Genomic DNA, 21,275 nt, shown 5'->3' with positions numbered 1-21,275 from the left:
AGTTGCCCAGCAAACATATCCCCCCGCACCTCACGGGAAACGACAAGGGTCTATATGCCACGATGAACAGGTGGCGTATAGACCCTTGAATGTAAATCAGCATCTGTAGTGTTGCAGCTCATTAAAACTTATATATAGTTAAAACCTTGACCTTAGAAGTTTTATAGGTTTTGCTTGGTAGTTTCAAGAATAAAACGTACTTTTGTTGATGAATAACCATATATACATTAAATAAGGAGTAAGTATGAATACCTCAATCATAAATGAGCCACAGCTTTTGGTAACGGTATCTGACCCTACTATGTTGACAAAGCTGAAAAACGCCATCAAAATGATGAATGGTGTTAGTTCTATTTCTATTATGAGACCTAAGAAGACTGGTCTGGAACTTGCCGAAGAGGACAAGGCGAAAGGTAGGGTTACCCAATGGAATTCTGTTGACGAAATGTTTGACACTGTTTTAGGAGAATAATGTATAAGTTTGGTACAACCAAAAGATTTGACAAGGCTTTAAAGCTTTGCAAAAAGCGTGGCTATCCGATAGAAGAACTAAGAAAAGCCATAGCAATATTGGTAGAAAATGGTAGTCTACCATCAGAATACAAACCACATGTTCTTCATGGTAACCATGAAGGTGAATGGGAGGCGCATATAAAACCAGACTGGCTGTTAATTTGGGAACAGAATGATGACGAATTGACTCTCTTAATGCTAACAACGGGTACCCATTCCGATGTGTTTGGCAAAACAAGAAGATAATATCCCCCCGCACTTCGGGGAAACGACAAAGGGTCTATATGCCACGATGAACAGGTGGCGTATAGACCCTTCATCGTGTCCTGGTGCCTGTTGGGTGGATGATATTACTTAAAAACGTCTTCTTAATCGAAAAATATGGCACAAAAGCGTTTCTTAATAGAAAGAAATGGCTATCTTTGCAGAAAAACAAACGTTTAATTGAAAAATATGGCACATAATAATACTATCCATAATATTATGGAAGTAGTGGTAGGTACTGCTGACATTCGCAGTAGCAATCAAGTGAAAAGTGGAAAACTGAGAAAGATAGCTACAAGAATCTATACAAGTAACATGGATGATGCACCTGAGGACATCATCAGAAGAAATGTATTCTATATTTTAGGACAACTTTATCCTCATGCTGTTATCAGCCATCGCTCTGCATTTGAACTTAAACCAACATCTGATGGCGATATCTTCTTGACATACAAATATACCAAAAACATAGAATTGCCAGGTATTAAAGTTCACTTAATGAAAGGTCCAATGGGTACAGCCCATGATATGCCTTTCATTGAGAACTTGTATATATCAAGCACAGAAAGACGCATGCTTGAAAATCTCCAAAAAGGTAGGACTCGTGGCAATGTTTCCAAATGTTTGCCAAGGACGTATATCGAGGAGAACCTGGAAAAAATGTTAGTAGTTAATGGAGAAGAAGGCATCAACGGCTTCCGTGACAAAGCTAAGGAAATTGCCAAACAGCTGAATATGACAGAAGAGTTTGAAACTCTCAATTCTATTATTGGAGCCTTGCTTTCTACCAAACCCTCAGGAATACTTTCCTCTGGCAGTGCTTTAGCCAGAGCTCAAGGTGTGCCGTTTGATCAAGAACGTGTCAAATTGTTTGAAACGTTGTTCAAGGCGCTTCATAATGAACCTTTTCCTAATATGGACGAGCAGAATGTTTCTACCGCATCATTTAGAAACTTTGCATTTTTCGAGAGCTACTTCTCTAACTATATCGAAGGAACAGAGTTTGAGATAGAAGATGCTTATCGCATCATAGAGACAGGTCAGCCAATGCCAGCAAGAAATGCAGACTCACATGATGTTCTTGGAACGTTCCAAATTGTAGCAAGCAGACGAGAGATGATACGAACGCCAAATACTGCCGATGAACTGATAGAGATCCTTCAAGACCGTCATAGAATTATGATGGCAGCGAGACCCGACAGGAATCCAGGTATGTTCGTGGGTCAAAACAACCATGCTGGTGATTCGCATTTCGTAGACTGCACACTTGTAAGGGGAACTTTGATAAAGGGATTCGACTTCTACAAAGCCCTGGAGTCGCCTTTCGCCAAGGCTCTCTTTATCCTATTCATGATTAGCGAGGTTCATCCTTTCAATGATGGTAACGGTCGTATCTCAAGAATCATGATGAACGCTGAACTTGTCCATGCAGACCAATCAAAGATTATCATTCCTACAGTCTTTCGTGAGGATTACCTAAATGGATTGAGACGCTTGACTAGAAAAGGCGACCCAAGCGTTATCATCAAGGCTGTATCAAGAGTTCGGCAGTTTAGTGCCAACATCATAGGTGAGGATTTCGAGGAGACACGTCGTTACCTTGAGGGAACCAATGCCTTCAAAGATGGTGACGAATATATTTTGAGATTCTAAACGACAATGGTCTATATGCCACGATGAAAGGTGGGCGTATAGACCCTTCTCTTCAAAAGCTATCACAATATTTACCAAAACTTTTCTTCTGTTTTCTTTGCGCTTTCAAAATAAAAGCTTAGCTTTGTAAGTGAGACTGATTAAAAAAGGAGGTTGCAATGCCAAAGAAATTATGAACTTAAGTATTGTTTCTGCAAAATATGTGGCGCCATTAAAAGTGGAATTGCACTTTAATGATGACACCGTTAAGACGATAGATGTTGGCGCTTTTATCAGAAAGCATCCACATCCGCAATACAACTCTTACTTGAATGAAAACAAATTCAAAAAGTTCAAGATAGAGTTTGGCAATATCGTTTGGGGAAAGAATTGGGATTTGATATTCCCAATAGATAAGTTATATGCTGGCGTTTGCTGCTAAACAACATTCAAGGGGCTATATGCCACGATGAATAGGTGGCGTATAGACCCTTGATTATATGGTGATATTCATAATCTACCTGGCATCAAACCAAAGTAGTCATTTTCAGAAAATCTCGCAGATGAATGTGCTTAATGCCATCAATATTGGTTTGACTGTAAAGCCTATCCATAGAAATCACGTATTTGGGATGACTGTCTTTTATCAATTTCAAATTGCCGAATTCACGCTCTACCGTTTCCTCAGAAGCCAGCAGATAGGTAACTTGCACATACGCCACACTATCCGCTTTCTCGGCAACAAAATCAATCTCAGCCTTATACATCTGACCAACATATACTTTATAACCCATCCTGCACAAATGGATATATACAGCGTTCTCCATCACCTTTTCGATATCAAAACGCCTGTTGCCACCTATAATATGATTCCTGATTCCCAGGTCTTCGAAATAGAACTTGTCGCCTAACTCGAAAAGTCGCTTGCCATGAATGTCGTATCTGTTAACTCGATCGATAATAAAAGCATTGCTTAAATACTCCAAATACGTGAGAATCATCTTGGCAGACGTTTCGGTGTTCTGGCTTTTCAGAAATTTTACAATACTCGTTGCTGAGAATTGTTTACCGATATTATCGCTCACAAACTTCAGCAGCGTTCGCAACAATGGTATGTTTCTGATGTTTTCTCGCTCTATGATATCACGAAGTACTATCGTATTATACACATTGTCAAGATAATCTTCTACCAAATCCGTATTTTCCAATCCTAAACTGCGCAACTGAGGGAGCCCGCCATACTGCAGATACAGGTTCAAGGAAGCATCATCATCCTTCAGTTCATGGAACGTCAGAAACTCTTCATAGCAGAGTCCTCGAATACGATAAGCTATATATCTGCCTCTCAGGCGAGTTGCCAGTTCGCCCGAAAGCATCTTGGCGTTGCTGCCGGTAATCATAATCTGGCAGGTATCATCCGATTGGATACTGAGGAGTGCTTTCTCGAAATCAGAAATCTCCTGCACCTCATCAATAAACAGATAGTTTTCCTTACCCTCAACGATGTTGGCTGCTACATAAGCCTCCAGATCCTGATAGTTGGCTATCATATCAAATGAGGTTTTCTCCTTATCTATATAGATAACGTGATTTTCTTCATTCTCAGCGATGTGATTATAAATTCGCCGCATCACACAACTCTTGCCGACACGCCTTTGGCCCGTCAATGCAATCATCATTCCACGTCCAAACATGCGTTCGATACGGTTGGAATACCCTAGTCTTTCTAATATTTTTTGTTTCATACGAGTAAAACTTTTCGCAAAGATACTCTTTTTGTTTCACATAAGTAACAAAAACGATAGATTTTTGTTTTTATTACTTATAATTAACAGGTTGGGTACACATTGCACCTCACGGGAAACGACAAGGGTCTATATGCCACGATGAACAGGTGGCGTATAGACCCTTGATTATTTGGTGATAGTCGTAATCTACATCTTGGCTATTATATTTTTATGTTGTTTTCTTCACGAATAATTTGGTAGTTACAAAAAAGCAGTGTATCTTTACGGCAGAATGCTGCACTTGGCAATTTGAAAACAAGCTTTCATTGTGTTTGTTTGCATAGCCAATGAATCAAATAACAAAAATTCTGTTTATGGGAAAGATAGTAGATAAAACAGAGACTAAGATAGTTACGCTTGATGGTGTTGAGATTATCAAGCAGGTAACGAAGGTACTTATGCCTAATGGTAAGTACCGATATCCTACTGTGTATTTTACGGTTAACGATGATATCAAGGCTTTGACAACAGAACAATTAGACAAAATCCGCATTCCTGTCTATAAACAGTTAATTTGAAATTAGTATGGAAGAAAGTGAAGGTTATCCATTCGTCCTGACTTCGTCATTGCGTCACCCAAAAATCTTCATCAAAGAGTTTGGAGATTTTCTGATGCCTTGCCATCAACATTGTCTGAGTGTATACATCCTTGTTCAGAGGTAGCTTAATTTGTATGGTGGTGATGGTCTTTGCTAATCTGTAAACCTCGTGATTCAAGCAAATTAACGAGATTTTCCGAGGATTCAAACCGTTTTGTAAAGGAAATAAGATTCGCCATATTCAAAAGGGTATAAACAAAAAACGCCTCGCACGATTTGAGCATTGTTAAGAGGCTTGGCGAGGACTGACGCTGTAAATATACGAATAATTATTGATAATACAAACTTTTTAGCAAGAAAAATATCGCAAAGTGGATTTCTTTGACATATTTATATTTGATGATGTTAAATCAGACCATGGAATCATACTTTGCCAGTCAAACAAAGTGGTTTTCAAGGTAAAAGTGTTATCTTTGTAACGTCTAACCCATACCAGAAGCCCCAATGGGCAGAGGTTGGGCAGACATATATACATATAAGGCGTAACTGTACGCTTTGGTTTTGACGCAGTAATAATCTGGCAGTTCGAGCAAAGTTGTCAAGAGTGCTTTCTATATACGTACACAGGCGTGGGGCTTTCGGCGTTGCTCGTTTCGACAACTTGGGCGATGCCAGAGCATTTACTGCGTAGAACGAGTGACAGGATTGGCTCCACGTTTTCATGTATATATACCAACCATTTATTAATCATGCCAATATAGTAGCCGTTGGCATTTACTGAAATGGATTTTATGCATAAGGAAATAAGATATGAAATAAAAGATGGTAAAATATATACCTACAAAATTGAGGAAATATCAAATTATTCCAAATTGCTTCGGTACAAACCGAATTATAGAAAAATTACAGACGATATTATCTTTGTTGATAATGGGAAACACAAAGATTACCTTTTACTCTCACAAGAATTATTTGCTGAAGAAATAAAACACTCACCTAAGCCTACCACTAATGGGGTGTTAGGGAATCATTCTATATTCTTCTATATGTATGGTCATACGAAAGATTGGATAAAGGCGACAGAGAATGAAATAGCAGTTGGTAAAGCCCTACTAATATGTTGCTCAGATAGTAATATAGAAAAAACATTGCTAATGCTCAGAAACTCACGTAACATTAACGAGTATGCGCAAATGTTGGAAACCGAATATAAAATTTCGCAGATTGTTTCAAGACAAATTGCAAATTTTAGTATAGCTCAGCTTGCTGGCATTAGATTTGAAAAAGTAGAAGAGAATATTGAAAAAGAAAGGCAGTTGTTGGAAAAACTACATGCGCTTTTACAATTAGAGCAAAGCTAACCCTATATCAAAAAAAATATGACAGACAGATATTTACTATTTAAAGAATTTGCGCAAGAATGCAGCAACAGCGACTTCTATATAGGACAAGGAAATCCTAACTCAATGATTTTGTTTGTCGGCTGTGAGCCCAACAATACAAATGAGCTGAAGGTGATAAACAACAGACACACCTTTGAGTGCTTGAATGAACTAAATGGCAAGAGTTATAAAGACCTTTGGCAAATCCGCTCGAAAAAAGGCGAGGGATGTACATGGAGCAAGTATCAAAAGATAATAGATACTGTTTATCCTAAAAGAAAACATATAGCAGGAAAATTAGATTTTGAAGAAATGGCATTTTGTACGGAGCTCAATAATGTTTGTGCTCGCCATTCTGCCTATGCAAAAAAAGACACGATAGGGACAAAACTTGAGTTGTTCAAAGAATCTAAGTTCATACAATCTTTTCCTGTAGTGGTGCTTGCTTGTGGAAGCTATATTGTCAATCAAGGAAGCAATAGACAAATTGACAATACTTTTGGAGTGTCTTTTCACAAAGTTGGTTTACCTGATTCGACTCAAAATTATTGGATTCATTATGATGGTCTTGATTACGACAAATCAAATAAGTTAGTCATCCATACAAGACAATTAAGCGGACCAATAAATAATGAGTTACTATTTTCTATAGGTAACTCTATTAAAAGTTTTTTGGAATTAAATTGCGACTTATAAAGTAGGCTGTCCAATTTATTGTACCCACTTTTTACTGTTTTCAATCACTAAGTGCTTGATATGCAATACTCAACCTTAGTTGAAAAAAGGAGGCGTATAGACCCTTGATTATATGGTGATATTCGTAATCTACATTTCCGCTATCAGCAGCTTTATCTCCTCTGCCGAAGAATGTCGCCACGCACACCCTGAATGTATGAGTTAAATATTGCAAACATTTATTTATTTTCTTACGGAAAGTTCTCAATATAGAGAACTTTTATTTATTTTTGCAGCAAAAATAAACGATTATGAAGATATTAAAGTTCAAATTGCTAAAAGATTTTGCAAGGAAACATCCTGATGCAGCAGATCCGCTCATGCGCTGGGCAGAGTTTGTTGAAAAGACAGAATGGAAAAGTCATGCAGAATTAAAGCAAGCATTTCCTTCGGCAGATTATGTAGGGAATGACAGATATGTCTTCAATATATCAGGCAATAAATTTAGGCTTGTAACTATCGTTGTGTTCTTTCAAGGATTTCTACATATTAGATTTGTTGGAACTCATGCCGAATATGATAAAATTAAGGACATTAAAAATATATAACTATGACTATCAAAGACGAAAAGACATATAATGAAATTGAAGAGCGAATGGAGGCTCTGCTTGCAAAGGGTACCCAATTGGGCGGTATGGACTTTCTCAGCGAAGTAGAAAAAGAAGAATTAAAGGTCCTCAGCGAAGCTGCTTACGATTGGGAATGCGAAGTTGATCCCCATCCATGGCGAGTTAAGCCTTCACTTATAGCTGCCATCAAAGTTGCTTTTCGCCAAAAAGGATACAAGCAAAAGGAGGCTGCAAAAGCTATAGGCGTATCAACAACCGCATTAAGTGATATTCTCCATGGACGTCGTGCAATTAATTTTGATGTTGCAAGAAACATATACCACAACCTTGGCGTTCCTGCCAATGTTGTATTGGGATAAACAAACGACAAGGGCCTATATGCCACGACGAACAGGTGACGTATAGACCCTTGGTTATATGGTCGTAAAATGACACAAGTAATATATATTAAATGAACATATATTAAATGCCAAAAGAACATATATTAAATGCCAAAAGAACATATATTAAATTGACGAGGGTGTGTCAAAATAGGAGTTAGAGGAAGTTAAGAAGAAGTTAATCCATCTACGATGGATGGGAGTTCTTGCTAAAGCAAGCGGCAAAGCCGAGCGAACAGACAATTGCTTTATTTTCAGCAATTTATACATATGTCCGCTAACATCCGTTAACTTCGGGCGAAGTCCAAACTTCCTTTAACTCCTATTTTGACACACCCTCTATTCTCCCTTATATTTTAGGCAAAACTCTTCGCCAAGTTTGAAGCCTTCCTCGTACAGACGCTCCAGCTTTGCGGTATCTTTCTCCATACGCGTAACCTCCATAGTACGCTCCGGACGAATGCATACAACACTACCCTCTTCTTCCATTCGGTCTATCATATCGAGTTGTCGGTTGTAAGCCTCAAGTCGTCGGCTAAGCACCACACGCAGGCGAGGATACTTCTTGTATATAAACTTAGGTATCTTATGGTCGTGACCCGTGTTGCGCCAACCCTTGTTGCGGGTAAGGATAAGCACATTATTCTTATGTCCCATTTCCACGGCACGCATCACCGGAATGCTGTCAACTATTCCTCCATCAAGCATTGGCACACCATCTACCATAACAATTTTGCTGACATATGGCAACGAGCTCGATGCCCTGACAGCATCAAGAGCACGCTGACGGTCGTTTCGCTCCTGCAAATATTCGGCGCGACCGGTTAAGCAGTTGGTAGTAACCATCTCGAACGTTGCCTTATTATTAAAAAAGGTGTCGAAGTCGAATGGTATATACTCATTAGGGAACTTGTCGTACAACAACTTTCTGTCGAATATGCAGCCTTGAGTTACAATATGACGCAAGCCTATATAATTGTAACGCGCAAGATAATCAATATTGGATACACGCGCCCTACGAGGCTGCCTGCTGATATACGACATACCATTGCAAGCGCCAGCCGACACAGCCACTACATAATTAAAATACAAACCGTGTTTCATGAAGGCGTCCAACACGCCACTGGTAAAGACGCTGCGCATTCCGCCGCCTTCGAGTACAAGTCCGGTGTTACTGTCAATAGTCATCTCACTTATGTTTTTCCGTTATCTACAATAATAGTTTCCTCATTGCAAAAGTAAGCAAAATACATCAAACAACCGACTCAAACACAAAAATATTTCAAAACCTTATGACACTTTGCGCATCAGCCTTTGTTCTAATCATAATAAAACATAAATAAGAAGTTAAGTCTTTGGTGTGTGTTTAAAATTCATTAACTTTGCACTTAAACTTAATACATTATTAATATGTTTGATAAAGCTACCTACGTAAACCGCCGCGCCAAACTCAAGGAGCTTGTAAAGAGCGGAATTATTATATTGTTCGGAAACAACGAATCACCTTGCAACTGTCCTGCAAATGGCTATTCACCATTCCGTCAGGACTCTTCCTTTCTATATTACTTCGGTTTGAACCGCGACGGTCTTGTTGGCGTTATCGACATCGACAACGACATTGAGACACTTGTGGGCAACGACATCGACATAGAGGATATTGTATGGTTTGGCAGCGTAGACAGCGTGCACGATATGGCAGAAAGCGTGGGTGTAAAGAACTCGGCACCTATGAAGAGCCTTAAGACAATATGCAACGATGCCATGCGTCTGAAGCGTCGCATCCACTTCTTGCCGCCTTATCGCCACGATATCAAGATTCAGATATTCGACTTGCTTGGCATTCATCCGGTACAGCAGAAGGAAGCTGCAAGCATGGATCTCATCAATGCTGTTGTAAAGATGCGTTCTACCAAGGAGCAGCAGGAGATAGAGGAGCTTGAGCGTGCTGCCGTTATTGGTTACAAGATGCACACTACAGCTATGCGTCTTACCAAACCGGGCGTTACCGAGAAGTATATCAGCGGACAGCTCGACGGTATTGCCAGCTCGTATGGTGCAATGGTTAGCTTCCCTAACATTTTCAGCCAGCATGGCGAGATTATGCACGGATGTCCATCAATGGCAGAGCTTGAGAGCGGTCGACTGGTTTTGTGCGACTGCGGAGCCGAGACTATAAACAACTATTGCTCGGACAACACACGTACTTATCCTGTCAACGGCAAGTTTACACAGCGTCAGCTCGACATATACAGCATTGTTGAGGCTTGCCACGACTACGTGCTCGATGTAGCCAAGCCTGGTGTTAAATATATGGACGTACACTTTGCCGTGTGCCGCCTTATGACAGAACGTCTTAAGGAACTGGGACTGATGAAGGGCGATGTAGACGAGGCTGTAGCAGCTGGTGCACATGCCATGTTCTTGCCTCACGGTTTGGGTCATATGATGGGTATGGATGTTCATGATATGGAGTCGTTAGATCAAATTAATGTTGGTTTTGATGCCGAGACACGTCCACGTCTTGACCAGTTTGGAACTAATTGCCTACGTATGGGACGTCGACTTGAAGAGGGTTTTGTTGTAACCGACGAGCCAGGCATCTACTTTATTCCTGCCTTGATAGACAACTGGAAAGCATCAGGTCATTGTGCAGAATTCCTCAACTTCGACATGCTTGAGACCTACAAGGATTTTGGCGGCATACGTATCGAGGACGATGTGCTTATAACAAAGGACGGATGCCGATTCATCGGCAAAGACCGCATTCCTTATCATCCTAAGGACATCGAGGAGTTTATGAAGAACAATTAATTCAAACAACAATAAAAAAACAATGAAGAAATTTTTCACACTTGCGCTTCTTGCTGTATTCGCATTGAACGCAAACGCTGAGGAGAAGAAAGACGAGAACAAGAACAAGCCCGTCTTCACTACCATCAAGGCAAACCCTATCACAAGCGTTAAGGACCAGAACCGTAGCGGTACATGCTGGGCTTACTCAACACTCTCATTCTTTGAGGCTGAGATTTTGAAGGCTACTGGCAAGACATACGACCTTTGCGAGTCGTTTGTTGCCAATAAGGACTATATGGACCGTGCTGTTCAGGTGGTTCGTTTGCATGGTGATTGCCAGTTTGCTCAGGGTGGCTCGGCTTACGATGTTTACTATGTTCTTAAGAACTATGGTATTTGCCCAGAGGACGCTATGCCGTTCCCAGGCTCTCTCTATGGCGATTCTTTGAACAACTTCAACGAATTCTTCGGTCAGCTTGAACCTTACGTAGCTGGTATTGCACGCAGCAAGGCCAATAAGATTTCAAGCCAGTGGAAGGTTGGACTTCAGGGTATCCTCGATGCATATCTTGGCAAGTGCCCAGAGTCGTTCACATACCAGGGCAAGAAATACACACCAAAGTCGTTTGCAGCAAGCCTTGGCTTAAACTGGGACAACTATGTCTCAGTTACAAGCTATAGCCACAAGCCATACTACACACAGTATGCTGTTGAGGTGCAGGACAACTGGCGCAACCCATTGTCATGGAACCTTCCTATGGAGGATATGGCACGCATTATCGAGAACGCTATCATGAACGGTTATACTGTAGCATGGGGTGGCGATGTTAGCGAGCCAGGATTCACACGCAAGGGTCTTGCTTACTTCTATGACACTAAGAAGATGGAGAGCCTTTCTGGTTCGGACATGGCTCGCTGGCTTAAGATGTCGCCTGCAAAGCGCACCAACCTTGTTGACTCTCTTGGATGCACTGTTCCTGAGCTTGAGCCTACAGCAGAGCAGCGTCAGCAGCGCTTCGACAATTGGGAGCTAACAGACGACCACGGTATGCTTATCTACGGTATCGCTAAAGACCAGAACGGTAAGGAATACTATATGGTTAAGAACTCTTGGGGCGAGACTGGCGACTACAAGGGTACATGGTACATGACAAAGAACTTCATCATTGCCAACACTATGGACTATATGGTTAACAAGAACGCCATTCCTAAGGACATCCTTAAGAAGATTGAGGACGCAAAGAAGAAGCAGTCAATTGCCGACTAAAAGAAATACAAACTATAACGTCCCCTCGTTTGGTCATCCCAGACGAGGGGACGTTTTTTTTTATACTATAGGAGGTACGGTCTCCGAACCGTACCACTCAAGCAGCCTATAAAATATGTAGTTTGTGCAACATTTTTTAGATACATATTATTTCATAGAAAATAATTTTTTTCTTACTTTTGCCTTATCTTATAAAACAATATAAAAACCTATCTAAATGCATCGACAATATCTATTAGGCTTTGATGTTGGCAGCAGTAGCGTCAAGGCTTCGCTCGTAGACATCGACAACGGACAATGTGCCGCATCTGCCTTCTATCCCGAAACCGAAGCTCCTATTAAAGCAATAAACTCTGGTTGGGCCGAACAAGACCCTGAAATGTGGTGGCATAACGCCAAACTTGCACTTAAAAAGATAATGGCAGAAACCGGATGCAAGGGAGAGGACATACAAGGTATAGGCATTTCATATCAGATGCACGGCCTGGTATGTGTGGACAAAGACCTTAAACCATTGCGCGACAGCATTATCTGGTGTGACTCTCGTGCCGTGCCATACGGCGAGAGGGCATTCAATAAGCTTGGTGCCGACTATTGTCTTAGTCACTTGCTCAACTCGCCTGGCAACTTTACCGCAGCTAAATTGGCTTGGGTTCGCGAGAAAGAGCCACAACTGTTTGAACAGATATACAAGATAATGCTGCCAGGCGACTATCTGGCAATGAAACTTAGCGGAAAGGCTAATACCACTATAAGCGGATTGTCGGAAGGCATATTCTGGGATTTTAAGGAGCGGAAAGTGTCTGAGCCATTGCTCAACACATTTGGCATAAACAAGGATATGATAGCCGACATAGTACCTACATTTGGCATACAAAGCAATGTATCGGCAGAGGCAGCCGCAGAGACAGGCCTTGCCGAAGGCACTCCTATATCCTATCGTGCAGGCGACCAGCCTAACAATGCGCTATCTCTTAATGTGTTTAACCCAGGCGAAATTGCCTCGACAGCTGGCACATCAGGTGTGGTGTATGGAGTATTGGGCGAGGTTGGATACGATAAAAAGAGTCGTGTAGGCACATTTGCCCACGTCAACTATACTGACATACAAACACGTCTTGGTGTGCTATTGTGCATCAACGGAACAGGATGCTTAAACTCATGGATACACCGCAACATTGCGCCCGAACTGTCGTATGCCGAGATGAACGAACTTGCAGCAAAGGCCCCTATAGGTAGTGACGGTGTAAGCATAATCCCATTTGGCAATGGAGCAGAGCGTGTGCTGGAAAACCGTGAGACTGGATGCAGCATACATGGTATAAACTTCAACAAGCACAACCGCGCACACATAATACGTGCGGCACAAGAAGGCATCGTGTTCTCTTTCTGCTACGGCATGGAAGTGATGCAAGACATGGGCATGGTTATACATAACATACATGCGGGCAAAGCCAATATGTTCCTAAGTCAGCTATTCAGACAAACACTTGCAAATACAAGCGGGGCTACCATCGACTTGTACGAAACCGACGGCAGTGTAGGAGCTGCAAAGGGTGCCGGTATGGGATGCGGTATATACAAGGACAATAATGAAGCATTCGCTTCGCTTAAGAAACTCGTAACCATTGAGCCTGAGCCAAATATGGCACAACAATATCAAGAGGCTTACATACGATGGAAGACTATACTCGGAAAGCAATTATAAAACAATGGTAACGAAATAAACTATTAAAGATCAGTAATAACCTAAAAAGCTAAAACAACTATGGCAAAAGAGTATTTTCCACAAATTGGAAAGATTCCTTTCGAAGGACCAGAAAGCAAGAACGTAATGGCATTCCACTACTACCAGCCCGAAAAGGTGGTAATGGGAAAGAAGATGAAGGATTGGTTGAAGTACGCAATGGCTTGGTGGCATACACTTGGCGATGCATCTGGCGACCAGTTTGGTGGCAGCACACGCTCGTATGAATGGGACAAGGCAGACAATGCCGTGCAGCGTGCGAAGGACAAGATGGATGCCGGATTCGAGATAATGCAGAAGCTCGGTATTGAGTATTTCTGCTTCCATGATGTAGACCTTATCGAGCCTGCAGATGATATAGACGAGTACGAGGCTAATATGAAAGCCATAACCGACTATGCTTTGGAAAAGATGAGCGGCACTAACATCAAGCTTCTTTGGGGCACAGCCAATGTGTTCAGCCATAAGCGCTATATGAACGGTGCAGCTACCAACCCCGACTTTGATGTTGTGGCTCGTGCTGCTGTACAGATTAAGAACGCAATAGACGCAACAATAAAGCTTGGCGGCAGCAACTACGTGTTCTGGGGTGGACGCGAGGGCTACATGTCTCTGCTTAATACCGACCAGAAGCGAGAAAAGGAACACCTGGCACAGATGCTTACACTTGCCCGCGACTATGCTCGTTCTAAGGGATTCAATGGTACATTCCTTATTGAGCCTAAGCCTATGGAACCAACAAAGCATCAGTACGATGTTGACGTTGAGACCGTAGTTGGATTCCTTCGCGCACACGGTCTTGACAAGGACTTCAAAGTAAATATCGAGGTAAACCACGCAACTCTTGCCGGTCATACATTTGAGCACGAGCTTGCCGTAGCTGTAGATAATGGCATGCTTGGCTCAATTGACGCCAACCGAGGTGATGCTCAGAATGGTTGGGATACCGACCAGTTCCCTATCGACAATTTTGAGCTTACACAGGCTATGATGCAGATAATACGCAACGGTGGATTGGGTAATGGCGGTTCTAATTTCGATGCAAAGCTGCGCCGTAACAGCACCGATGCTGAAGATATCTTCATTGCACACATATCGGGTATGGATGCCATGGCACGTGCATTGGAGAACGCGGCTGCAATACTTACCGAAAGCGAATTGCCAGAAATGTTCAAGGCTCGCTATGCAAGCTTTGACGAAGGCGAAGGCAAGAAGTTTGAGAATGGCGAACTTACACTCGAGCAGCTTGTAGACTATGCCAAGAAGAACGGCGAGCCTAAGCAGACAAGTGGCAAGCAAGAGAAATACGAGACTATCGTAGCGCTATACGCTAAGTAATAAATACGAAGAGGGTGTGTCAAAATAGGAGTTAAAGGAAGTTAAGAAGAAGTTAACTCCTATTTTGACACACCCTCATACAAGCGATAAAATCCCTCTACCCTATTATTCGTAAACCTCGTCTATGCCATATTCCATATCATCGGCATCCTTGGCACAAGGGTCGAAACCCTCAGGCAGATTAAACTTAGAGTTAGGGTCGTAAGGCAGACTGCTGTCACGATATACCTTCTTCATGAAATATGCCCATATAGGCAGAGCCATAGTGGCACCCTGACCCATACGCATAGAGTCGAAGTGTATGTCACGATCCTCACCTCCTACCCAGCATCCGCTTACAAGCTCAGGTGTGAATCCCATAAACCAAGCATCGCTATTGCGGTTGGTTGTACCAGTCTTTCCACCAATATCGCCAGTGAAGTTGTACTTATAACGCAGGCGTCCGGCAGTACCGCCGTCTACAACACCCATCAACTCTACAAGCATCTTATTGGCACTCTCGGCACTAATAACCTCGTTCATACGTGGCTGGAATGTAGCAACTACGTTGCCATCGTTGTCCTCAATACGACTGACAAACAATGGAGCCACACGAATACCGCCATTGGCAAAGGTTGTATAAGCACTTACCATCTCGGCCACAGATACCTCGCACGGACCAAGACACAACGACATAGAAGCATGTATGTCGGGATTGTTGATACCATAATCGTGTAGAAGCTGCACAAACTGTTGCGGACTAAGCTTGCTCATAAGATAAGCCGATACCCAGTTGCTTGACTGAGCAAGACCCCACTTAAGCGTTACCATCTCTCCGGCACGCTTATGACTTGCGTTACGCGGTGTCCATGGTTGGCCAGCTACCATATATGTACGCTGCACATTAGGCGCAAGATCGCATGGCGAGAAGCCGTTTTCCATAGCAAGCGAGTAGAGGAAAGGCTTGATAGTAGAGCCCACCTGACGTCGTCCACCCGTAACCATATCGTACATAAAGTGTCTATAGTCGAGACCACCAACATATGCCTTTACAGCACCCGTCTTGGGATCCATACTCATAAATCCGGCACGCAAGAACGACTTTACATAGCGTATACTGTCAATCGGTGTCATTGTAGTGTCGAGGTCGCCATGATAGGTAAATACCGACATATCGGTTGGCGTATGGAATGCACGATGTATCTCCTCGTCGCTTGCGCCGTTAGCCTTCATCACACGATAGCGTTCGCTCTGAAGCACGGCACGCTCCATAATCTGATTTACCTGCTTCTTAGTAAGTTGCGAAGTAAATGGAGCGTTAGACTTGCGACGATTCTCCTTTGTAAACTCAGGCTGCAAGAAGCGAGCTACATGACCATAAACAGCCTCCTCGGCATAACGCTGCATACGCGAATCTATTGTGGTGTACACCTTCAGTCCATCTGCATTAAGATTGTACGGAGTACCGTCCTTCTTGAAATTCTTGTTGCACCAGCCATAAAGTGGATCGGTAACCCAAGCAATAGAGTCGAGCACATACTGACGCTTGTTCCATGAAGGATACTTAGATATGTCAGGACGTTCGGCTGTCATATATATGCGAAGGAACTCACGCAGATAAGGAGCCGTACCATCCTTATGGTCGGTACGGTGGAAGTCGAGTTTAAGGTCCTTTGCAGCATACTCGTCGTACTGCGAATCAGTAAGATATCCAGCCTTTCTCATCTGGTCGAGCACCACATTGCGACGCTCGCGACAGCGTTCAGGATAGCGTACAGGGTTGAACAGCGACGGATTCTTACATAGTCCGATAAGCGTAGCAGCCTCCTCAACAGTAAGATCCTTAGGCTCCTTATTAAAATAGGTGTTTGATGCGGTCTTTATACCAACCGCATTATGAAGGAAGTCAAAGTAGTTGAGGTATAGTGCAATAATCTCCTCCTTGGTATAGTTGCGTTCGAGCTTTACGGCAATAACCCACTCTATAGGCTTTTGCAACACACGCTGCAACGTACTCTTGGCAGTCTCAGAATAGAGCTGTTTGGCAAGCTGCTGTGTTATGGTAGAGCCACCACCAGCAGATGTCTGTCCTAATAGTCCACGTTTAACGATAGCACGTCCAAGAGCAATAAAGTCGACACCCGAATGATCGTAGAATCGAGCATCCTCTGTAGCTACAAGAGCATCAACAAGATGAGGCGACAGATTGCTGTAAGGAATGCAAACACGGTTCTCGCGATTGAAGTTCCATGTACCTATCACCTTGCCGTCAGCACTATATATCTGTGTGGCAAAACGGTTTATAGGATTCTGCAAGTCCTCAATAGGCGGCATATAGCCTATCCATCCATTCCATATAGCCGTGAATGCAAGGACACTGACAATAAATGCAAGGACAAGAGTTCCCCAAAGAAAGTGTACGAACGCTTTTCTCATGTTCTTCGTATTTTCGATTTTTAATGACTTCTGATTAGTGCACATATAGGTATGCAGTATGCAAAGGTAAGCTAAAAATATGACATTCAAGCCCACAATATATGTACATTTTATACAAATAGCATAAATTTCCACAAAAATGGTCTATAAAGGTATACGTATATCAGAAATTTGTTATAATTTTGCAGCCGAAATAAATAGTATATATATGACTGAACAAATACTTGACTACCTTATTTCAATAGACAAGACTCTTACAGTATTCTTCAACTTCAATGGTGGTTTGTTCAACGACACCCTATGGGATAGTTTCTCATCGCGCTTGACATGGGTTCCGCTTGCATTGGCATTCCTATTTTTTCTTTATCACAAACCAAAGAAATGGAAGGAAGCAACGCTTGTGGTGCTTGCCCTTGTACTTATCATAACGCTATGCGACCAGGTTACATCAACCATTATGAAGCCTTACTTTGCCCGTCTTCGCCCGTCGCACACGCCGGGTGTGGAGAATCTGTTGCATTATGTCAACGGCTATCGTGGAGGTAGATACGTATTTGCATCCAGTCATGCAGCCAACTCGTTTGGCGCTGTAACGTACGTGTCACTAATAGTTGGAAGACGCAAGATTTCAGCTTTCCTGTTCCTGTTTGCACTTATGGTGTGCTACTCTCGAATATACCTCGGCGTGCATTATCTTGGTGACCTCATGACTGGAGCATTGATTGGTACAGCCATAGCCTACACAGTTTATCGCATAATGCCATATAAATGCAGATATGGATTTAGAATACCAAAGTCGACAGCATTAAACCGCAAAGCAGTATTCTTTTTAAGGAACAGACTGCAACGCAAATGTGTATAAAAAAATAAAAAGCTAAGCCCTCGTTTGACAATGTTAAGCGAGGGTTTAGCTTTTATTATAATGTCTGCGATTGTTATAATGTCTGCGATTGCTTGAAATGAGATTAGTCGATAAATCGCTTTGTTATTTCGCCATACTCGTCGATACGACGGTCGCGCAAGAATGGCCACCAGCGACGCACATCTTCGCTATGTGCAAGGTCTATCTCAGCTATTACACTTTCTTCCTCATCAGCCGACGAGCGATAAAGCATCTCGCCCTGGGGACCAACAACCATTGACGAACCCCAGAACTGAATGCCCTCAGTCTGACCACTTGGGTCGGGCTCGAAACCAACACGATTGACCGATACAACTGGCAAACCATTAGCCACAGCATGACCACGCTGAACTGTTGTCCATGCCTCACGTTGGCGTTGCTGCTCATCTTCTGTATCATTGGCAGCATAACCAATAGCTGTAGGATAAATAAGCAATTCGGCACCCTGTAGAGCCATCAGACGGGCAGCCTCTGGATACCATTGATCCCAACATACAAGCACTCCAAGCTTGCCAACACTGGTCTGAATAGGATGGAAGCCAAGATCGCCCGGTGTGAAGTAGAACTTCTCGTAGTAAGCAGGGTCGTCAGGAATGTGCATCTTGCGATACTTTCCAGCTATGGTTCCGTCACGTTCTATTACAACAGCAGTATTGTGGTAGAGTCCAGGCGCACGACGCTCGAACAACGAAGTAACAATAACCACTCCACACTCCTTAGCCACCTGACCAAAGAACTCGGTAGAAGGTCCGGGTATTGGTTCAGCCAAATCAAAGTTGTCTACATCCTCTACCTGGCAGAAGTAAAGCGAGTTGTGGAGTTCTTGCAGAACCACAAGTTCGGCACCACGCATAGCCAAGTCGCGTATGCCTTCGGCAAGTCGCAATACATTGGTCTTACGGTCAGCGATATTGTGCTGCTGAAGATATCCTATTTTCAAATGCTTCATAATTTATTGTCTTTATTGATTTTACTTATACTATGTACACGGCAAAGGCGGACAGCATGGACGATATTATCGCACTCGCAGTTGCCAGAATGCAACAGCAGCTGCAGCCGCAACGTTAAGCGAATCTACTCCATGCGACATAGGAATGCGCACCACATAATCGGCTTGATCGATTGTAGCTTGTGGCAGTCCGTCGCCTTCGTTACCCATAACTATAGCCAACCGCGGTTCGGCAAGAAGTGTCTTATCATCTATCGACACCGAACGGTGAGTAAGAGCCATGGCAGCAGTACGCAATCCGATGTTGTTAAGACTGCTTAATGGTGCATCCATCCAAGTCCAAGGAATGGAGAATACAGCTCCCATCGACACACGTACAGCCCTACGTGTAAGTGGATCGCACGATGTACGAGTAAGCAACACGGCATCAATGCCAAGCGCAGAAGCCGAACGAAAGATAGCACCTACATTTGTAGAATCGACCACCCCGTCTATTACCACCACTCTACGTGCATTACCGCACACATCCTCTACACTGCGTTGTGCCGGACGACGCATAGCACAGAGTACGCCACGCGTAAGCACATAGCCAGTAAGCGTGGCAAGCAAGTTGCGACTACCAGTATACACAGGGATGTCAGGACATCTGGCAATTATATCAGCCGCGTCTCCCTCTACGTGCCTTTCCTCGCAAAGCAGCGACAAAGGCTGGTAGCCAGCATCGAGCGCACGTGTTATAACCTTAGGGCTCTCAACTATAAATATGCCGTTGCCATGTTCGTATTGATGGCGCAGTTGCTTCTCGGTAAGGTTGCCATACACCTCAACACCAGGCTGAGCCAATGACGTTATCTCAATTAAAGGCATATACGCTCCTATCTAACAGATTGTCCTTGGCTATTATAAATACATCTCCTTAGGGTACTGCATTGTAAGGCAGTGTATAGATCCATGCTGGCGCACGATGGTACGCGAGTCGATGGCAATGATGTCATAGCCTGGGAAAGCCTCGGCAACGACCTCAAGCGCACGTGCATCCTTAGCTTCCTGATTGTATGTAGGCACTATTACAGCCCCGTTTAATATAAGGAAGTTGGCGTATGTAGCCGGCAGACGGTCGCCGTCATCGTAGATGGCATCGGGCATAGGAAGCTTAAGCAAGCGATAGGAATTGCCATCGGCATCGGTAACATCCTTTAGTTGCTGCTCAAGAGCCTTAAAGTCGGCATACTGCGGATCGTTCTCGTCGTCGCATCCTACATACAATAATGTATTGTTGGGACACATTCGAACAATAGTGTCGATATGACCATCGGTATCGTCGCCAATAAGCTGACCATGATCGAGCCAAATAATCTTGCGGGCACATAGGCGCTCCTTAAGAGTTTGCTCAATCTGCTCCCTGGTCATTGGTTGATTGCGATGTGGTGCCATAAGACACATACTTGTTGTGAGAATAGTTCCACGACCGTCGCTCTCTATTGAACCGCCTTCAAGAACAAAGTCGTCATAGTCTACACGCTCGCCATGCAGTATTCCCTTTTCAAATAAAGTGCGGTTGATAAGGTTGTCCTTATCGGCAGCAAACTTCTCGCCCCATCCGTTGAAGCGGAAATCGAGCAGTCGGCATGTTGCCAACTTTTGTTCATCCTCATCACTACCAACTAAAGATTCTGCATCTGATTCCTTCACAGGAACAAGCGTAATAAAAGCATGGTCGCGTGCCCAAGTGTCATTGTTGTCGCACTTGATGATGCTCACGCCCTTAATCTCATTGTTATCCAAACTGTCTTCCAGCTGCTCGAGCACAGACTTAGGATTCTTGGCCGCAATTATTAGCGGCTCATAGCATGCCACAGCCTTAGCTATCTGTACAAATGTCTCTGTTATGTCGTCAAGATAAGGAAGCCAATCAGTTTCCTCATGTGGCCAAGTAAGCTGTACACACGCTTGGCGATGCCATTCGGAAGGAAGAATGTAATTGTTTTTAGACATAATATTATACGAACATTATATATGTTATCATTGATAAGTATGCAAAATTACAAAAAAATCCCATATCAC

Annotated in this window: 20 protein-coding genes; 14 read left to right on the top strand and 6 right to left on the bottom strand. The window is 43.1% G+C overall.

Features of this window, described 5'->3' with window-relative positions:
- Positions 1-244 precede the first annotated feature (244 nt).
- The 4 genes from C9991_RS07915 (at position 245) to C9991_RS07900 (ending at position 2,851) form a co-directional block, all read left to right on the top strand.
- Positions 245-472 (top strand): hypothetical protein, encoded by a 228-nt coding sequence (locus C9991_RS07915; RefSeq protein WP_007900915.1) that lies wholly within the window; start codon positions 245-247, stop codon positions 470-472.
- A complete protein-coding gene (locus C9991_RS07910; RefSeq protein WP_198643766.1) occupies positions 472-759 on the top strand; it encodes a type II toxin-antitoxin system YafQ family toxin in 288 nt (95 codons plus the stop codon). The genes C9991_RS07915 and C9991_RS07910 overlap by 1 nt, the downstream gene beginning before the upstream one ends.
- Positions 760-966: 207 nt before the next feature.
- Positions 967-2,430 carry a Fic family protein gene (locus C9991_RS07905; protein WP_106812025.1) on the top strand — a complete coding sequence of 488 codons (1,464 nt, stop codon included), beginning with the start codon at positions 967-969 and terminating at the stop codon, positions 2,428-2,430.
- Between the two features lie 172 nt (positions 2,431-2,602).
- Complete coding sequence (locus C9991_RS07900; RefSeq protein ID WP_106812780.1) at positions 2,603-2,851, top strand: DUF2442 domain-containing protein; 249 nt, start codon at positions 2,603-2,605, stop codon at positions 2,849-2,851.
- An 85-nt stretch (positions 2,852-2,936) separates the two neighbouring features.
- Here C9991_RS07900 and C9991_RS07895 read toward each other — a convergent pair whose 3' ends face one another.
- A complete protein-coding gene (locus C9991_RS07895; RefSeq protein WP_022109872.1) occupies positions 2,937-4,154 on the bottom strand; it encodes an ATP-binding protein in 1,218 nt (405 codons plus the stop codon).
- A gap of 356 nt (positions 4,155-4,510) precedes the next feature.
- Here C9991_RS07895 and C9991_RS07890 point away from each other — a divergent pair, with 356 nt between their 5' ends.
- The 5 genes from C9991_RS07890 (at position 4,511) to C9991_RS07860 (ending at position 7,780) form a co-directional block, all read left to right on the top strand.
- On the top strand, positions 4,511-4,714 hold the full coding sequence (locus C9991_RS07890) for a hypothetical protein (protein ID WP_157949403.1): 204 nt from the start codon (positions 4,511-4,513) through the stop codon (positions 4,712-4,714).
- Positions 4,715-5,502: 788 nt separating this feature from the next.
- Positions 5,503-6,096, top strand: a complete 594-nt coding sequence (locus C9991_RS07880) for a hypothetical protein (RefSeq protein WP_157949402.1) — start codon at positions 5,503-5,505, stop codon at positions 6,094-6,096.
- 18 nt (positions 6,097-6,114) lie between these two features.
- The gene (locus C9991_RS07875; protein WP_106812022.1) at positions 6,115-6,813 is read left to right on the top strand and encodes a hypothetical protein; all 699 of its coding nucleotides are present in this window, start codon (positions 6,115-6,117) and stop codon (positions 6,811-6,813) included.
- Between the two features lie 290 nt (positions 6,814-7,103).
- Positions 7,104-7,400: a type II toxin-antitoxin system HigB family toxin gene (locus tag C9991_RS07865; RefSeq protein ID WP_106812020.1), complete on the top strand. Its 297-nt coding sequence runs from the start codon at positions 7,104-7,106 to the stop codon at positions 7,398-7,400.
- A gap of 2 nt (positions 7,401-7,402) precedes the next feature.
- Complete coding sequence (locus C9991_RS07860; RefSeq protein WP_106812019.1) at positions 7,403-7,780, top strand: helix-turn-helix domain-containing protein; 378 nt, start codon at positions 7,403-7,405, stop codon at positions 7,778-7,780.
- 360 nt (positions 7,781-8,140) lie between these two features.
- Here C9991_RS07860 and C9991_RS07855 read toward each other — a convergent pair whose 3' ends face one another.
- A complete protein-coding gene (locus C9991_RS07855) occupies positions 8,141-8,989 on the bottom strand; it encodes a patatin-like phospholipase family protein (protein WP_106812018.1) in 849 nt (282 codons plus the stop codon).
- Positions 8,990-9,211: 222 nt separating this feature from the next.
- Between C9991_RS07855 and C9991_RS07850 the strand changes: the two genes are divergently transcribed.
- From C9991_RS07850 to xylA, 4 genes are all read left to right on the top strand, one after another.
- Positions 9,212-10,612: an aminopeptidase P family protein gene (locus C9991_RS07850; protein WP_106812017.1), complete on the top strand. Its 1,401-nt coding sequence runs from the start codon at positions 9,212-9,214 to the stop codon at positions 10,610-10,612.
- A 22-nt stretch (positions 10,613-10,634) separates the two neighbouring features.
- Positions 10,635-11,861: a C1 family peptidase gene (locus C9991_RS07845; protein WP_106812016.1), complete on the top strand. Its 1,227-nt coding sequence runs from the start codon at positions 10,635-10,637 to the stop codon at positions 11,859-11,861.
- 217 nt (positions 11,862-12,078) lie between these two features.
- Complete coding sequence (locus C9991_RS07840) at positions 12,079-13,569, top strand: xylulokinase (protein WP_106812015.1); 1,491 nt, start codon at positions 12,079-12,081, stop codon at positions 13,567-13,569.
- Between the two features lie 60 nt (positions 13,570-13,629).
- Positions 13,630-14,946 carry a xylose isomerase gene (gene xylA / locus C9991_RS07835; protein WP_106812014.1) on the top strand — a complete coding sequence of 439 codons (1,317 nt, stop codon included), beginning with the start codon at positions 13,630-13,632 and terminating at the stop codon, positions 14,944-14,946.
- A 105-nt stretch (positions 14,947-15,051) separates the two neighbouring features.
- Here xylA and C9991_RS07830 read toward each other — a convergent pair whose 3' ends face one another.
- Entirely contained in the window at positions 15,052-17,361 is a 2,310-nt protein-coding gene (locus C9991_RS07830) for a transglycosylase domain-containing protein (RefSeq protein ID WP_106812779.1), read from the bottom strand.
- A 208-nt stretch (positions 17,362-17,569) separates the two neighbouring features.
- Between C9991_RS07830 and C9991_RS07825 the strand changes: the two genes are divergently transcribed.
- Positions 17,570-18,223 (top strand): phosphatase PAP2 family protein, encoded by a 654-nt coding sequence (locus C9991_RS07825; RefSeq protein ID WP_157949401.1) that lies wholly within the window; start codon positions 17,570-17,572, stop codon positions 18,221-18,223.
- 103 nt (positions 18,224-18,326) lie between these two features.
- Here C9991_RS07825 and C9991_RS07820 read toward each other — a convergent pair whose 3' ends face one another.
- From C9991_RS07820 to C9991_RS07810, 3 genes are all read right to left on the bottom strand, one after another.
- Entirely contained in the window at positions 18,327-19,211 is an 885-nt protein-coding gene (locus C9991_RS07820; protein WP_106812012.1) for a carbon-nitrogen hydrolase, read from the bottom strand.
- 66 nt (positions 19,212-19,277) lie between these two features.
- On the bottom strand, positions 19,278-20,078 hold the full coding sequence (locus tag C9991_RS07815; RefSeq protein WP_106812011.1) for a TrmH family RNA methyltransferase: 801 nt from the start codon (positions 20,076-20,078) through the stop codon (positions 19,278-19,280).
- 33 nt (positions 20,079-20,111) lie between these two features.
- Positions 20,112-21,206: an agmatine deiminase family protein gene (locus C9991_RS07810; protein WP_106812010.1), complete on the bottom strand. Its 1,095-nt coding sequence runs from the start codon at positions 21,204-21,206 to the stop codon at positions 20,112-20,114.
- Positions 21,207-21,275: the final 69 nt, after the last annotated feature.

The sequence above is a fragment of the Prevotella merdae genome (genome assembly GCF_900290275.1).
Classification (GTDB): Bacteria; Bacteroidota; Bacteroidia; order Bacteroidales; family Bacteroidaceae; genus Prevotella; species Prevotella merdae.
This window is presented reverse-complemented; position numbering and strand designations above follow the sequence as displayed.